This is a genomic window from Candidatus Chloroploca asiatica (assembly GCF_002532075.1).
Classification (GTDB): Bacteria; Chloroflexota; Chloroflexia; order Chloroflexales; family Chloroflexaceae; genus Chloroploca; species Chloroploca asiatica.
The window spans coordinates 50,064-65,744 of the sequence record NZ_LYXE01000015.1; the positions used below are offsets into that span (position 1 = coordinate 50,064).

A 15,681-nucleotide genomic window follows, 5' to 3' on the forward strand; every position below is an offset into this window, starting at 1 on the left:
CTATATTAACAAGTTTTATTCGTTACTATAGGTGAAGGTTGGCATACCCTCAAAGAGGGTAAAAATCGGACATAAAACATCGCTAAGGATAACCCTTCATGCACATCGTTTTGATCAGTCCCTACAGTGGCATTGAGGCAACTGGGTTGCGTGTTCTATCGTCATGTCTCAAAGCGGCAGGGGCTACAACCAACATGATCTTTCTCCCCAATCTGGAAGAGGCTATGGCCGGCGACCATTTCCACGTGCGCAATGTTGAGCCCGTGTTGGTACACCAGATGACGACGATTTGCGCCAGCGCGGATCTCATTGCCATGAGTGTGATGACGCCGAGTTTTCATATCGCACGCGGTTTGACCGAGGCCATCAAAGCGAACCTGTCTATCCCGGTGATCTGGGGCGGTATTCATCCGACCGTACGTCCCGATGAATGCCTCCAGTACGCCGATCTGGTCTGTGTCGGCGAAGGTGAACAAGCGCTCGTTGAACTCATGCATGCCCTCGCCGCAGGAGGCTCGTATACCTCCATTCACAACCTGGGCTACCTCGACGAGGATGGGCAGCTCGTGCTCAATCCACTCAATCCACTTCTCACCGATCTTGATGCGCTACCCTTTCCCGATTATGCCTTTGAAGACCATTATCTACTGCACGAAGGGCGGTTGACGCGCGCAACAGAACAACTGATGCACTACTATTTGACCGACCTGGGAAGTTGGGCTTCAGGCCCCGTGTATGGCGTGTTGACAATGCGCGGATGTCCATATCATTGTACCTATTGTGCGAATAATGCCCTCATGGAGATCTATGATCATTGGAGCCACCTGCGACGGCGGAGTCCCGGCAGCGTGATCGCCGAGATCCAGGCGGTGCGCGAGCGTCTCCCTCAGATTGAAGCAATCATTCTACGCGATGACACCTTTCTTGCCAACACAACCGACTATATCGCCGAATTCAGCCGCCTCTATCGCGAAGAGGTCGGGTTGCCTTTTCGTGCCTATACGACCGCGCAAACCGCCGATCCGGTCAAGTTGCAGCACCTCGCCGAGGCAGGGTTGCGTTATGTCATTATGGGCATCCAGAGCGGCTCACGACGCATCCAGAAACTCTACGAGCGCAAGGCGACCAATGAACGGGTCTTGCAAGCAGCCAGGGTACTCCACCAGTTTGCAGCCTGGGCACCGCGACCAACCTATGATGTCATCACCGATAATCCCTACGAAACGCTGGAAGATCGTTGGGTGACGCTGCAACTCATCCACCAACTTCCCCCTCCTTACCGCCTTTCCCTCTACGCGCTGACCTTTTACCCAGGCACCGACCTCTATCACCGGGCGATCGCCGACGGTTACATCACCCCTGATGACCAGCGTAGTTATGCCTACAATTTCCAGATCATCGCGTCAACCTACTATAACTTTGCTCTCTTTTGCCACAGCCTCAATCTGCCGCGCATCTTCTTGGACGTACTCGCCACGTATGAAGTCTTCCGTATCATGAGTCTCAAACCACTGGATCGACTGGCAGGGCGCTTGCTCGATGGCTTGCTGGCGTTACGGCTCTGGCGCAATACCAGGCTCTATGCTCGCCGCCATGTTGCATGGCTGGAGACCGAAGAGGTTGAAGCCCATGGCTGAGATCGTCGCCTGTTGGCTGTGTGGCGCACGTCAAGCCAACCGGTGGCAGACCACCCACGACTATATGGTTCCTTCGGCAGAAGAGTACACCTATGTGCGCTGCAAGCAGTGTGGTCTGGTTTATCTCAATCCGCGCCCAACCTGGGCAGAGCGTGACGCCCATTACACCACGAGCTACCGCGGGTATCATCGACTTGCCACTGAACCCGCACCGGATCAGCGCCAGTCGATGGCGTACGGCCTGCGCAAGCGTTGGCGCATCCTGACACGCCATAGTACCGGAGGGTGCCTGCTTGATGTCGGTTGCGGGGGCGGCGATTTCCTCCACTGGATGCGCCAACAACCAGCCTGGCAGGGCTATGGGCTCGAGCGGGTGACAACGATGGCCTACGCCGCCCGCGCTACCTATGGGCTGAACATCGTGCTTGGCGATCTGCTTGAGGCTGGCTTTGCGCCAGCTACCTTTGATGCGATCACGCTCTGGACGGTGCTCGAACATCTTGCCGATCCCGCTGCCGGCCTGGCCGCATGTGCGCGCCTGTTGCGTCCTGGTGGCATTTTGATTGTGCGGACAGTCAACGACAACAGTCTCGGACGCAGGCTCTTTGGTGGCTGCTGGGTAGGTTACGATGCACCACGTATCACGGTCGTCTTTACACCCCACACCCTGCGGATGATGCTCGCGCAAAGCGGCTTTACGGTCATCGAGATGGGTTGCTGGTTTCACGATTTCTATCCCTTTCTCTGGAGTTGGCGCAATCTTTGTGCTGCGCGTGGCTTCCCTGCTCACGTATGCGAAGCCAGCCATGCGCTGCTGCGTTCGTGGCCGGTTCGCCTGGCGAGTTTGCCCTTCTTTGCCCTGCAAACAGCCCTGGGAGGAAATAGCTTTGTCACTGCGATCGCCCGCAAAGCATGAGTCGGCGCTCACGATCCGACCAGTTGCTCGCGCAACCTGGAACCAGTTCGTCGCGGAGCATCCGGACGCACTGCTCTTTCATACCAGTGCGTGGCTTGATCTGCTTGCCGGGGTCTATGGGCATACCTGGCATCCCCTCGGCATCTGGGCCAACGGCGAACTGATCGGCGTGGTTCCAATCCAAACACGCCGCCTCGGGCCATTTGTGCTGGCCGGGTCACCGCTTATGCAGACGATTGCCAGTACCCCGTTTCTCGGGCCACTGGGCAGGCCAGGGCAAGCAGCAACCATCGTCGCGACACTGGAGCCATGGTTCCGCCAACAGCGCATTGCCCACAGCGAGTTGGCCTTTCCCCAGATGATCGAAGCGACCGCTGCGCTCAAGCACCTCGGTTACCAGAGCGAAGTCTGTGAAACGATTGTTGTGCCCCTGGCTGGCCGCAGCCACACTGAGGTCTGGCAGAGTCTGTCGCCCGCGTGCCGACGAGCTGTCCGCAAAGCCGAAGCAAACGGCATCGAGATTGTCGAAGCCGAGAGCGACGCCTTCCTGCAACCGTACAACCAGATGTGTCACGAGGTCTATCGCCATGCGGGAAGGCCGCCCCATCTTGACCAGGCTTTCTACGCAGCGCTATGGCAAGCGTTGCACGCCCGTGGCAACCTGAATGTACTGCTCGCCTATCACCAGGGCAACCCCATCGCTGGCGGCATCTTTGTCACTGACCAGACCACCATCTGGTATCTGAGTGGCGCTTCGTTTGACCAGGGCCAGCCCCTGCGCCCCAACAACTTGCTCCACTGGCACCTGATCAGATGGGCGCTTGCGCAGGGCTATCAGCATTACGATATGGGCGGTGCAGTCGTACCTGGCATCACCCGCTTCAAGCTGAGCTTCGGAGGGCAACGTCACCGGTACACCCGCCTCTACCGCGCCCACACACCAGTTGCCCGCCTCGGGCGCACCCTCTATCAGCAAGCCATCCCATGGTGGCGACGCTTTCTGTACACACGCCAGAAGGGGTAAACCGAGCCATGCACATCTGTCTTGTGAGCCTTGACTACTGGCCCCACCGCAGTTCGGGCCTGACGATCTATGCCGAGGATCTTGCGCGAGGCCTGAACGAACGGGGCCACACAGTCAGTGTGATCGCAGCCCACCGAAGCGGCACGCCCCGTGTCGCAACAATCAACGGTGTCACCGTCTACCGGGTTGCGCTCGGCGTCACCGACTGGATCGGGTATAGCCTCCGAGCAGCCAGAGTAGTCACACAACTACGACGTACCAAAGAATTTGACATCGTCCATTTTCTCGATGTTCACTTTGCCTATGCCTACGATGGGCCATATGTTGCCTCGCTCTGGCAATCATTTCGCCAGCGACTGCACGCGGATGGCGGACATCCGTACGCCAGCAGCCGACGCAACTATCTGATCCGACGCACCTACTATGCTATGGCCCGGCGCGTGATGGAACCAATCAGCCTGCGGCGAGCTCGGTGCCTGCTCGCCGCATGTACCTCGGCTGCCCAGGAATTCATCGAACACTATGGTGTTGCGCCAACCCGGATCAGACACGTTGTGCAGGGTACAAACCTGGAAGCGCTGCGTCCCGTCCCAACCAACACCCTCCGCGAGCGCCTTGGCTTGAACGGCAAACGCATCATTCTTTTTGTTGGCTTTGCGACGGCCCGCAAAGGTCTCGAACATCTGGCGGTTGCGTTACGCCAACTTCCACCCGATGTCGTCTGGCTGATCGTCGGGCAATGGGAAGCAGGCTATCGCGCCAGAGTGATGAGCGCACTTGGCGACGCCTGCGGGCGGGTCATTGAAATTGGCCCAATTGCCGACGACGAACGCGCCGCCTACTACTCGCTCGCCGATGTCTATGTCTCGCCATCGTTGCTCGAAGGTTTCGGGCTCACCCCTATTGAAGCCCAGGCGTGCGGCACACCAGCCATTGTCACCGACGCCTCCTCGGGCTATGAAGAAGTTGGGGCCTACGGACTTGTCGTACCAGCGCGCAACCCTGACGCCATGGCCGCAGCGCTTCGTCGGTTGCTCAACGACCCAGCATTGCGCCAGCGCCTCGGCAGCCAGGCCCGCACCCGCGTGCTTGCCAACTTCAGCTACCAAGCCATGGCCGCCCAGACCGAAGCCGTCTACCGCGCAAGCTAAAGGCACATGCGCAGTGCATCTTCCAACGCAGCGCATACCTCATCCTGCTCATCATCGCGCATCCCAAGATAGAGCGGCAGACTCAACACATGGGCAGCCATATGTTCGGCGACAGGAAAACAAGAACCCAAAGCAAGCGCCTGATAGCATGGTTGCCAATGCACCGGCAGCGGCCAACTCACCCGCGTCTCGATCCCCCGGGAGGCGAGGGCCGCCTGGACGTTATCACGGTTTGGCACCAGCACCGAATAGAGAAACCAGGTCGAGGTTGCACTGGGCAAGAGGCAGGGCAACTGAATCGGCAGATGCGCCAGGCACGCCTGATAGCGGGCCGCCAGGCGTGCCCGCTCAGCCAGGCGTGCCTCGAGTTGCGGAATTTGCGCTAGACCAATCGCAGCGTGCAGATCACTCAGACGGTAATTGTTGCCAATCGCAAGATGGCAATACTTCTGCTGCGGATCTTCGCCCTGATTGCGAAGCAGCCGGACACGCTCGGCCAGGGCTTGATCATCCGTAAAGATCATGCCACCTTCAATTGAGGTCAGGATCTTGACCATGTGAAAGCTGGTGATCGCCACCTTGCCGTACGCAACCGTCGGACGCTGCTTGAAACATGCCCCAAGCGACTCGGCCGCATCAACGACAAGCGCAAGACCACGCGCCTCGGCCAGCGCGGTAAGTGCCTCGTGATGAGCCGGAGCACCACCATAATCAAGCGCCAGCAGCGCCCGCGTCGCGGGGGTAATGCGTCGCACGACCTCAGCAGGATCAAGCGTCCAGGTCACCGGATCAACATCAGCGAGCACCAGTCGCGCCCCCTGATAGCTGACTGCATTGGGTGCAGCGATATAGGCCATCGCCGGCACAATCACCTCATCGCCAGGGCCAATCCCGAGGGCGGCCAGGGCAAGATCGAGGGCAGCCGTACCCGACGACACCGCAACAGCATAACGGCGACCAGCCAGCGCGGCAAGTTGCTGCTCAAACGCAGCAACCCGTGGTCCCATCGTTAGCCAGTTGGAATGAAGTGCCGCTACCGCCGAAGCAATTTCGGCCTCGCCAAACGCCGGACGTGCCCACGGGATACGTACAGGTGTAGCCATACTATTCGTAAAATCGGTCGTGGTATTATTAACATAATACACTAAGATGAGTATAGCTATTATACAGTATTCTTCAGGTATGCTTCTAGGCTTTCAACCAGCGTAACAAGATCGGCATCGTCACCGCATAATCGTCCCCGCGCAACATATTGTGGCTCGTGCCCGGTACCACCACGATCTGCGCCTGACGACCCTCGAGGCTTTGTTGCGCTATGGTGAGTTGTTCGGGCGAAACAACAGTCAACGTAGGATCAGCGACCAACATCAGCAGCGGCACATGAACCTGCGCAAAGCGATCAAGCAGATCCCATGCCGCCGGTGGGCAAAAAAGACCCTCGACCTGCACAACACGGCACTGCTCAAGGGCAATTGCTTTCCAATACACATCCTCATCACACCAGGTTGGATTATTGGCCCGCACGGTGACAAGTCCCTGCTCTACCGAGCCACCAACACCCGCCGTATAGGTAGGCATCCGCTCGCTGGCCCACACGGGATCAAGCCCCAACAAGGGATCAACCAGGACAACCCGCTTCAGTAGTCGGCCATAGACCGGGTGACTGGCAAGCGCCAGCGCGGTCGCCCCTCCCCACGAATGCCCAAACAGAGTCACCTCAGTGAGCCCAAGCTGCTGCATTGCCTCGCCAATCAGCCGCGCAATCGCCTCAATTGCATGATCACGGCTCACTTCGCTGACGCCGTGGCCGGGCATATCAAACGAGATCGGGTGCAAACCAGCCTCACGCAACGCACCGGCAACCTGCCAGAGGGTCGCCGCACTACTCGTAATGCCGTGCAACAACACGGCTGGCGATCCCGTGCCACCCCAATCAAGGTAACTGAGCCGCGTCGCCTCGACCGTAATCATCCGGTGAACCGCATCGGAAGGAAACGAATGCATACAACTCCCTCATCTAGAGCCAGGAAATTGATCAATTATAGCCTGATTAGTCTGAGAACTTAGTAGTCTGGGAACTCCATTTCCCGGTCGCGCCGCCGACCACGAAGGCTGATAACGAAGAAACGAATATGGGCGGCTCCATGCGCTCTTCGTTCATTCGTGGCCCCCATTCGTGGACGGCTGAGGACGCCAGAAAACTTACTTCACACACTACAAAGTTTGCTGATACTTCGCACCTTGGGAACGCAGGCTAGTGGTGCCGAGAGAATCGTTGACAGACTATTCAATCACAGATGGCAATGACGATGTACAATGTGGATATGGACATTGCGCCGCTTCAGGGTAAACTGGCTCGTCAGTACCAGTCACCTGCCGCGCCGTCTCAAGCAAGTGCAAAACCTCGGGCAGATGCTTTGCCCAAGATGATGGGAGGACGACAACTGTCGGAGCTATGTTTGTACGAGTGATCTTTGTTGCCTGGGTGATCCTGGCCCTGACTGGTTGTGCTCTTGCACCAGGGTTGCCAGCACCCTACGATCTTGATGAGCCTTTTTTGAGTGCCTGGCGCCGAGCAGGTGGTGAAACGCTTGGCCCCCCTCAGACTCCACCGCTCTGGATTGACGAATACCAGGTGCAACTCTTTGCCAACCACCGTATCACCGCCGTTGATCCCCGTCGTGCGGTGGTCGAGGCGCTGGAAGAAGGATGGAGCACAGGCTACCCCACCTTGCTGCGCGACGCCCCGGCGTCTGCCCAGCGTGCCTCGGTGTTGCTCAGCGAGGGAGCCGAGAGTCTCGCCGGGCCGCTTGCCCCACTCAAGGTGACGGTTCGGGCACCTGGCTATAACGGGCCTGCGACGTTGTACCTCTTTGATGCAGCTGTGCAACCCGCCGACCAGGTGAGCCTGGAACTCGCCGAGGGCTATGCCCATGTCACGATCTACCCCCGTGGTGCCCCTGGGCCACAGTGGGCCGTTGTGTTGATTGATGGGCAGGTGGCCGGGGCGCGCAGCACCCTCTTCACCCTCCATCCTACGACCGCCCTCGCAACAGGCGATCCCGAGCTTGATGCACTCTACCCACGCCTCCGTGGTTTTATGGAACGCGCCGCCGTGAGCTACGAGCTCAATGGGCGGGTCATCCGCGGTTATCGTTCGCCCGACAATCCGCTCATCTGGCTGCGCGACCACGTCTATCAGGGGCGTGGCTTCCGCTATTTCGAGACCGATGTCACCAGCGTGCTCGATGCCTTCCGCGAGGCCCAGTTGCCCGACGGCAGTCTGCCTGATGTGCTCGACTATCCCGAACGCATGGTCAAAGCCCACCGTAAAGAAGTTGAAAGCGACCTCGAATTTCTCTATGTTCAGGGCGTCTACGAAGCCTGGCAAATGACCGGCGACGACGCGTGGCTTCGTGGGCATGTTGAGTCGATGCGGCGTGCGCTGAACTATATCACCAGCGATCCGCTGCGCTGGGACGCCCAGCGTCAACTCGTGCGCCGGCCTTACACGATTGATATGTGGGACTTTGCCTATGGGCCAACCACGATCAGTCCTGATGGCAAGCCCGCCCCCCGCCACTGGATCGAACCCGATACCATCTGGGGCACCTTCCACGGCGACAATACCGGCGTCGCCCACGCTATGCTCGTGATGGCCCGCGTCGAAGAACACGTCGGTGACCCGCAAATGGCCCCGGTATGGCGTAGCGCAAGCAAAGGTTTGATGGATCGCCTGAATGATCTGAGTTGGAACGGGCGCTTTTTCACCCACTTCATGCCCGAAGATCCAACCTTTGCACCGGCTGGCGTTGACCCTGCCACCCAGTTGAGCCTCTCGAATGCCTATGCGCTCAACCGGCTCGGCGTCGATGGCTATCAAGGTCAGCGCATCATCGAAGAGTACTTCAACCGCCGCGACTTTGCCCGGGCCTTTGCCGAATGGTACGCGATTGACCCACCCTTCCCGGCGGGCAGCTTTGGCATGGCGGGCGGCAAAGGCGAAAATCCCGGCGAATACACCAACGGCGGCATCAAACCCCTCGTTGGCGGTGAACTCGCCCGGGGAGCGTTTCGCCACGGCTTTGCCGCCTACGGGCTCGACATTCTCCGTCGCTACGCCGACCTCACCGAACTCACCGGCTCAACCTATCTCTGGTATTATCCCGACGGGCGCCCAGGGATTCAAGGGCCCGACACGATTGCCAACGACGGCTGGGGTGCCGGGGCGATGATCGGCGCACTCTTTGAAGGTCTGGCTGGCTTTGACGACCAGGCCGAACGCTACCGCGACGTGATCCTCTCGCCGCGCTGGGCCAGTGACCCCTCGTTGACCGAGGTACACGCCGTTGCCACCTACGCCGCATCAGACAGCTACCTCGCCTATCGCTGGCAACGTGAAGACCGGGCCATCCACCTCGACATCACTGGAAGAAGCGAACGCATCTATGCACGCATTCTCCTTCCGCCCGAACTTGACACCGCGACTATGCAGGTCACGCTCAACGGCGACATCGTACCGACTACCATCGATGGCGTCGCCCACGATCGTTACATCGCCGTCCCCCTCGACGCTGGCAATGCGCAAGTTACCATCACCTGGTGATGAGGGCGGTCGCCCTAACAATCCGTGGTTGTGCGGGCGAAAACGACCAGCTTCGCTGGTCGTTTTCGCCCGCACAAGCGAGATTAGTGGGGGCCTGTGACCCCCACCACATGCTCACAGCAACTTCCCAAGCGGCCCAAGATCAATATTCAGATCTTCATCCGTCAAACCGAAGACCTCTTTCAATTCCTTCATACGCTCGTCGAGGCGCATAAAGGTCAGGCCAAGCCGTTCAATCGCCTCGTCGTCAAGCGAACCATCCTCGACGCGATGCAAGGCCTGGCGTTCCATCAATTGACGCAGCAACTCAACAACCGTCAAGACTAGTTGGGCCAGTCCGCTCTCGACTTTGTCGGGATCTAAGCTAATCCGGCCTGAATGCGCCTGACGTGTTGCGCCAAGTTCAGCCACGAGTCCGGTACGATCTTCAGGGGCAAAGAGTATCTTATTGAGATCATCAATCTCCTGGATTTCCAGGTCACAACGTGTTGCTGCATTATTTGTCTCGGTATATTCGTGTAAACTCATGATGTTCCTTGCTTAGGTATGCCACCCCAAGAAACCGTGCGTATGCTGGATTCTTGGGGGCCTGTGGCCCCCTCAGTCAGCGATTTGGCGCACAAAACTATACACCGGCCATGGGCCTGTGGCCAGAAAAGCAAGCTCAGGATGTGCTTCACGCATCGTGGCAAGGCGCTGCCTTGCCTCGTCCATACAGTCGCGGTCAAGCAGATAGGCGGCTTTTACCAGGGTACGCGGCGAGACCAGGAATTTCTGTTCAACCTGAACGGCCAGGGCAACAAGATCAGCCGTTACGTCTGTTACCATCTTCGTCAGCTCGGCCCGCTCGTGCTCCTCACGCTTCGTCTCACGGAGGCGCTCGAGCATATAGGAACGTCCATCGGTGGCTGCTGGCGTGGCCCGGGGCGCTTCAGGTTCGGGCGGCGCCTCACGGCGCATCACCCGCAGCGCCAGTTCCACTTTGCCCGCCAGCCGCACGAGATCCTCTTGATAGATCGATGCGCCCGCCGCAAGACGCTCACGAATGCGCGCAGTCGAACCTATAGTGCCAAAGCGTACCGGCAAGACCGTCCGCGTTGCCATTAATGCCTCGATCACCGTTTCGTGTCGCAACAGATCTTCACGGGTCACTGGCAACTCGGCACGATCGATCGGGCTCACAATGGCAAGCAAAGCCCCCTCGCGCACAGTCTCAAGCGGGCCTTGCGCAAGACCGAGGATGTCAGGCAAAACCACCTCAGGCACGCCTGCAATCGCATAGAGATAGTATCGATCCACGCGCAACACCTTCCCCCCAACTTACGCCTCAAGCTCACGCTGATGTTCAACCAACTGATACCAGGCCGCATTGCGCATCTTATCGGCCGTGTCAACCGAACAAATCAGTGCTTTAAGCCCGACATAGACCAGATCAACATCAGCGATCGACAGCGTCAGCTCACCCCACAAGAAGACACCCTTATCGAGGGCACGATCAAGGAGATCAATGATGGCAATTTCGCGCCCTTCGAAATCATCACCCATCAACAACCTCCTGCACATCCTCGGTGGGTTCGACAAAACTGTACGCCGGCCACGGGCCAGTTAGCTCAAGCCGCAAACCACGCGGCCCATACGTTGTGCATACCTGCTCGAACGCCGCCGTAAAAGCCTCATACTCTGCTTCGGCCACAAGATAGGCCCCATTCAAGACCATCGGCTCATTGGCCGTATTGCTCTGGGTTGCCGGTGGTTTATGACGGTCGCTTGCCCGTACCAGTGCCGCAAGCGTCTGATGGATCGCCTGAGCATCATTGTACATCAGATCATCAACCACTTCATGCGTAGCCCGTTGCAAGCGCTTGCTCAACATATACCGAACACCTTCAGAAGCTGCGTTGAACGTATTGGCAAGATCGCGTAGCTTGGGCACCTCTTGTTGAGCCCAGGTCGTCAGGACAGCACGATCATAGAAGAGCTTCACGCCCCATTCGAGGCAGCCTTCAATGCGGTCAAGCGCCGCACGGAACGTATCACCATACTCGGTGATGGCCTGGCGCAGACGCTCTTCACCAACATAGATCGTGCAAAACTTCAACGGCACAACCGTATAGTACTGCATCAATTGAACGAGTACCCGCTGATGCGCAACCGCCCGGGCTTCGAGCCATTCGATATCCTGGACACGTTCACGCAAGCGATCAACCTCATACTCGGTCAACGGCACCGCGCTCACCATGACCTGCAGATCGTCATGGCCAAACGACTGCACCTGATAGGCAGGCTCGATGCCCTCAATGAGCAAGGGCTCATCCGACAGGTTCGCATGGGGCCGCACGACCGCATAGGCATAGTACGCCAGCAGATTGTCGGCAAAAATAGCCGGATCAAAGGGGGGCAAAACCATCATTCTACCGCCTCCTGACGCACCACCCGCACCATCAGCGTCGCCTCGACGTCCTCACGACTGAGCCGACAGAGTGCCTGCGGATCACTGCCAACCTGAGACGTTGCCACCTCGGTCAAGAAGCGATAGGCATTCGTCAGCGCATCCATCTGGCTGCTCGCAGTGGGGTCGTCCTGGTTATAATCAGGATGGGTGCGGGCGGCCAACCGACGAAAACTCTGTTTGATCGTCGCCGCCGAGACCTCCTCATCCAGTTCGAGCACCTGGCGTGCCGCCACAACCTCAGCGAAATCGAGCATCGCCACCTCAACCGTCGCAAAGCTATAAGGGGCGAGTGAGTCGATGCAGCGAATATGCAACTGACCACCAAATTGTTGATCAAGTTGATCAAGGCGCTGATCAAAAACCATCCGCTTGCGCGTATCAATAAGCAACGCCAAGTTCGCCACCATAGTCTCATCCATCAATGGATTGACCACCACATCTTCGGCAGCCACCCGCAGATGTTCCAACACATGGGCACTGAGTCCCGCCCGCCGCTGTTGCAACAAGCCATGTACCAACTGTCCAAGGAGAATCCGCCCCGACTCGCTCTGTTCAGCGGGCAACTGAGCCACCTGTTCCTTCACCGCTACAACCTCGGGCGAAGCAGCAAGCTCAGCGAGCACCTTGTTGAGATCCCAGAGCACCACCACCTCGAGTTGCTCTTTCTGCTCGAGCTGCGTCAGGTGTTCGCGCAACAACGCCTTGCTCTGACGCAACAATTGTATCAGGCGGCGTTCATTGGAGAGAGTCGTCCCAAACTTGACGGGGAGCAACGGATACTCACGCAGTACCGCATCAACCACGCGCTGGTGCGCAGTAAGGTAGCGCATGGCCTCGGCGCGATCGAGGCCACCAAAATCGCTACGGGGCACCTGGCTCGTCACCACAGCCAACCCGCCGTCTTGAACTGTATAAACATCACTCCCAGGTTCGACGCCTTCAACCTCAAAGATCAGCGCCTCTTCAACTGGAATGATGGCGTACAGGTACTGCGAGGTCGCGTCGTGCCGCGTCGAAGTGGCGTTGATTGACGCAGAGTTCAGCGAAGTCATACAACTCTTCCCTTTCCATTCGCTCGGCAGATCCGGCGCGTCGATCAAGATACTCACGGATTGCCAACAGAGCCGCCCGATGACACAGACCCTCGAGATCCGCGCCGACGGCACCTTCATAATCCCGTGCCATCGCGTCGAGATCAACATCATCGCCCAGCGGCATCCGACGGGTCAGAACCGCGATAATAGCCTGACGGGCGGCAAGATCGGGCCGGGGCATTTCAACCAGGAAATCAAAGCGCCCGGGGCGTTGCAGGGCCGCATCAACACGATCAATCCGGTTGGTCGCAGCCAGCACCACCACCCCCTTGAGCGACTCGATCCCATCGAGTTCCGTCAGCAACTGACTCACCACGCGCTCGGTCACATCATTATTGCTGCCACCGCGGGGCGGGGCAATAGCATCAATCTCATCAAAAAAGATAATGCACGGGGCGGCCTGGCGTGCCTTGCGGAAAATCTCGCGCACCCCACGCTCCGACTCACCGACCCAGCGATTGAGCAACTCAGGCCCTTTGACCGAAATGAAATTGGCCTCGCTCTGGCTTGCCAGGGCTTTGGCGAGCAACGTCTTGCCCGTACCAGGAGGGCCGTGCAAGAGAATCCCTTTGGGGGCACGTACACCGAGTGTATCAAACGCCCGACTATGGCGCAACGGCCATTCGACCGCCTCGACCAGCAGCCTGCGCACGTCTTCGAGTCCACCAACATCCTCCCAATTGACATCGGGGATCTCGGTGAAGACCTCGCGGATCGCCGATGGTTCAATCTCGGCCATCGCCGTATCAAAATCATCGCGGTTGACCTCAAGGGCCATCAGTTTATCATAGGGAATCTGGGCCTGGCTAAAGTCAATATCGGGCAAGAGTCGCCGCAGCGCACTCATCGCCGCTTCGCGACACAAGGCCTGCAGATCGGCCCCGACATAGCCGTGGGTAATCGAGGCAATCTGAGTCATGTTGATATCATTCGTCAGAGGCATCCCGCGGGTATGGATCTCGAGAATTTCGAGGCGGCCATCTTTATCAGGGACATTGATTGAAATCTCGCGGTCAAACCGTCCGGGGCGACGCAACGCGGGATCGATGCTATTCGGCAAATTGGTCGCAGCAATGACAATCACATTGCCCCGCGACTCCAGGCCGTCCATCAACGCCAGCAACTGCGCAACCACCCGGCGCTCAACCTGGCGATCACCACTCAAATCTTCCCGCTTGGGTGCAATCGCATCAATTTCATCAATAAAAATAATCGAAGGTGTGTGCTTGCGCGCATCATCAAAAATACCACGCAGATTGGCTTCTGAAGCACCGTAGAGTTTATCAATAATCTCGGGGCCGTTGATCGTCACAAAATGGGCACTCGTCTCATTCGCGACTGCACGGGCAATCAGCGTCTTGCCGCTTCCTGGAGGACCATAGAGCAAGACCCCCTTGGGCGCATCAATGCCAAGGCGCTCGAAGATCTCGGGGTAACGTAGTGGCAACTCAATCATTTCACGGATACGCCGGATCTCACGGCGCAAGCCACCGATATCCTCATACGTCAGAGCACCGCGTTCACGGCCTTCACTGGCCTTGGAAATGCGCACCTGGGTTGCAGAGCTTATCACCACCGGCCCGTTTGGCGTCGTCTCCTCAACAGTAAAGGTCTGCGAGCGCGTCCCAAACAAGTTGATCCGGACGCGATCGCCAGGTACCACCGGAATCCCATCAAGTTGTTTCGCCAGATAACGGGCCTGAGCCGACGTAACCTGGCGCTCATTCTCGGCCGAGGCCAGCACAATCATCCGGGCAGGCTGGGCGGTCACGCGACTCACGCTCACACGCTCATCAATACCCACGCCGGCATTGAGTCGAAGAATTCCATCGAGTTGAACAAGCCCCATCCCACGTTGTTCGGTATAGGCAGGCATCGCACGAGCCACCGTAGCCCGTTTGCCTTCGATCTTTACAACATCGCCAATCCCTAAGCCCACACGATCGAGATCCTGCGGGTCGAGACGCACAAGACCCCGACCCACATCTTTGGTAAGGGCTTCGGCAACGCGGAGTTGAACCATTGCTTCTTCAGGCATGATCGTCACCGTTCCTAAACCAGGCTATTGCCTGACCGATACCTGCGCCTCAAGACGTTCAATACGCTCTTGAAGAGCTTTATTTTCATCTGTAAGCTCACGTGCTTTGGTGGTCAAATAAGGATCATTTTCCCACCAGTTGATACCCATTTCCATTGCTTTATCAACTGAAGCAACAAGCAAGCGAATCTTAATCGACAGCAACTCGACGCCAACCAGTGAAATCGTAATATCACCGGCGATAACGATGCCCCGATCAAGCACACGCTCAAGTATATCGGCCAGATTGGTTGACTGCACCGAGTGCTGCAACTGATTAGAGGCCATTACTTCCTATCCTCTCGTAGGCATCCTGAAACAAAGCCTGGCTCTGCGTCAGGGCACCTGACTGAGTAGCACGCTGCAACGAAGCCCGTCATCGAACAACTAACACCAACAGGCTCATTGCAGCGCACGTTTATTGTACTTTACCCTCGACTTGCCCACGATAATAGCGCTGGGTACGCTCATAGCTCATCAGATTGCCCTTCTCATCGAGCACCACCTCGTAGGTCGCGAGAATGTCGCTCGACTCGGGAATGCGTTTGAGCTCAATCATATCAACGATGATGTGCCAGCCATCTTCTCTATGTGCCAGGCTCGAAACCGTCCCTGCCGGCAAACCCGTCAGACCAACCAACTGATCCCTGGCCCGCATTGCAATCTCACCTACGCTCATTGGCATAGAAAGCCTCCTTGCTTCACTCAGAACAATAGAACTCAG

15 protein-coding genes are annotated in these 15,681 nt (G+C 57.9%); 5 read left to right on the forward strand and 10 right to left on the reverse strand.

Annotated elements, in window-relative coordinates:
* Window positions 1–98: 98 nt before the first annotated feature.
* Genes A9Q02_RS01275 through A9Q02_RS01290 form a run of 4 tightly spaced genes read left to right on the forward strand, consistent with a single transcriptional unit; the run spans window position 99 to window position 4,728 of the window.
* Window positions 99–1,637: a B12-binding domain-containing radical SAM protein gene (locus A9Q02_RS01275; RefSeq protein WP_097650562.1), complete on the forward strand. Its 1,539-nt coding sequence runs from the start codon at window positions 99–101 to the stop codon at window positions 1,635–1,637.
* Window positions 1,630–2,553, forward strand: a complete 924-nt coding sequence (locus A9Q02_RS01280) for a class I SAM-dependent methyltransferase (protein ID WP_172450478.1) — start codon at window positions 1,630–1,632, stop codon at window positions 2,551–2,553. The genes A9Q02_RS01275 and A9Q02_RS01280 overlap by 8 nt, the downstream gene beginning before the upstream one ends.
* A complete protein-coding gene (locus A9Q02_RS01285) occupies window positions 2,525–3,577 on the forward strand; it encodes a lipid II:glycine glycyltransferase FemX (protein WP_172450481.1) in 1,053 nt (350 codons plus the stop codon). Before A9Q02_RS01280 ends, A9Q02_RS01285 begins: the two co-directional genes overlap by 29 nt.
* 8 nt (window positions 3,578–3,585) lie before the next feature.
* Entirely contained in the window at window positions 3,586–4,728 is a 1,143-nt protein-coding gene (locus A9Q02_RS01290) for a glycosyltransferase family 4 protein (protein ID WP_172450484.1), read from the forward strand.
* Here the strand turns inward: A9Q02_RS01290 and A9Q02_RS01295 are convergent.
* Both A9Q02_RS01295 and A9Q02_RS01300 read right to left on the reverse strand, forming a co-directional pair.
* Entirely contained in the window at window positions 4,725–5,831 is a 1,107-nt protein-coding gene (locus tag A9Q02_RS01295) for a DegT/DnrJ/EryC1/StrS family aminotransferase (RefSeq protein ID WP_141508646.1), read from the reverse strand. The two genes, A9Q02_RS01290 and A9Q02_RS01295, sit on opposite strands and share 4 nt — an antisense overlap.
* Before the next feature lie 85 nt (window positions 5,832–5,916).
* Window positions 5,917–6,732 (reverse strand): alpha/beta fold hydrolase, encoded by an 816-nt coding sequence (locus A9Q02_RS01300; protein ID WP_097650567.1) that lies wholly within the window; start codon window positions 6,730–6,732, stop codon window positions 5,917–5,919.
* Window positions 6,733–7,183: 451 nt separating this feature from the next.
* On the opposite strand from A9Q02_RS01300, the gene A9Q02_RS01305 reads away from it, so the two are divergent.
* The gene (locus A9Q02_RS01305) at window positions 7,184–9,334 is read left to right on the forward strand and encodes a hypothetical protein (RefSeq protein WP_097650568.1); all 2,151 of its coding nucleotides are present in this window, start codon (window positions 7,184–7,186) and stop codon (window positions 9,332–9,334) included.
* A gap of 114 nt (window positions 9,335–9,448) precedes the next feature.
* Here A9Q02_RS01305 and A9Q02_RS01310 read toward each other — a convergent pair whose 3' ends face one another.
* The 8 genes from A9Q02_RS01310 to A9Q02_RS01345 all read right to left on the reverse strand — a co-directional run bounded on the left by A9Q02_RS01310 (window position 9,449) and on the right by A9Q02_RS01345 (window position 15,642).
* Complete coding sequence (locus A9Q02_RS01310; protein WP_097650569.1) at window positions 9,449–9,862, reverse strand: gas vesicle protein K; 414 nt, start codon at window positions 9,860–9,862, stop codon at window positions 9,449–9,451.
* Between the two features lie 72 nt (window positions 9,863–9,934).
* The gene (locus A9Q02_RS01315) at window positions 9,935–10,633 is read right to left on the reverse strand and encodes a GvpL/GvpF family gas vesicle protein (protein WP_172450487.1); all 699 of its coding nucleotides are present in this window, start codon (window positions 10,631–10,633) and stop codon (window positions 9,935–9,937) included.
* A gap of 21 nt (window positions 10,634–10,654) precedes the next feature.
* Window positions 10,655–10,879, reverse strand: coding sequence for a gas vesicle protein (locus A9Q02_RS01320; protein WP_097650571.1), 225 nt, complete (start codon window positions 10,877–10,879; stop codon window positions 10,655–10,657).
* Complete coding sequence (locus tag A9Q02_RS01325) at window positions 10,872–11,744, reverse strand: GvpL/GvpF family gas vesicle protein (protein WP_097650572.1); 873 nt, start codon at window positions 11,742–11,744, stop codon at window positions 10,872–10,874. Before A9Q02_RS01325 ends, A9Q02_RS01320 begins: the two co-directional genes overlap by 8 nt.
* A complete protein-coding gene (locus A9Q02_RS01330; RefSeq protein WP_097650573.1) occupies window positions 11,741–12,838 on the reverse strand; it encodes a GvpL/GvpF family gas vesicle protein in 1,098 nt (365 codons plus the stop codon). The genes A9Q02_RS01325 and A9Q02_RS01330 overlap by 4 nt, the downstream gene beginning before the upstream one ends.
* Window positions 12,750–14,918 (reverse strand): CDC48 family AAA ATPase, encoded by a 2,169-nt coding sequence (locus tag A9Q02_RS01335; RefSeq protein ID WP_097650574.1) that lies wholly within the window; start codon window positions 14,916–14,918, stop codon window positions 12,750–12,752. The genes A9Q02_RS01330 and A9Q02_RS01335 overlap by 89 nt, the downstream gene beginning before the upstream one ends.
* Window positions 14,919–14,942: 24 nt before the next feature.
* A complete protein-coding gene (locus tag A9Q02_RS01340) occupies window positions 14,943–15,245 on the reverse strand; it encodes a gas vesicle protein (protein ID WP_097650575.1) in 303 nt (100 codons plus the stop codon).
* A gap of 130 nt (window positions 15,246–15,375) precedes the next feature.
* Window positions 15,376–15,642, reverse strand: a complete 267-nt coding sequence (locus tag A9Q02_RS01345; protein ID WP_097650576.1) for a gas vesicle protein GvpO — start codon at window positions 15,640–15,642, stop codon at window positions 15,376–15,378.
* Window positions 15,643–15,681 lie beyond the last annotated feature (39 nt).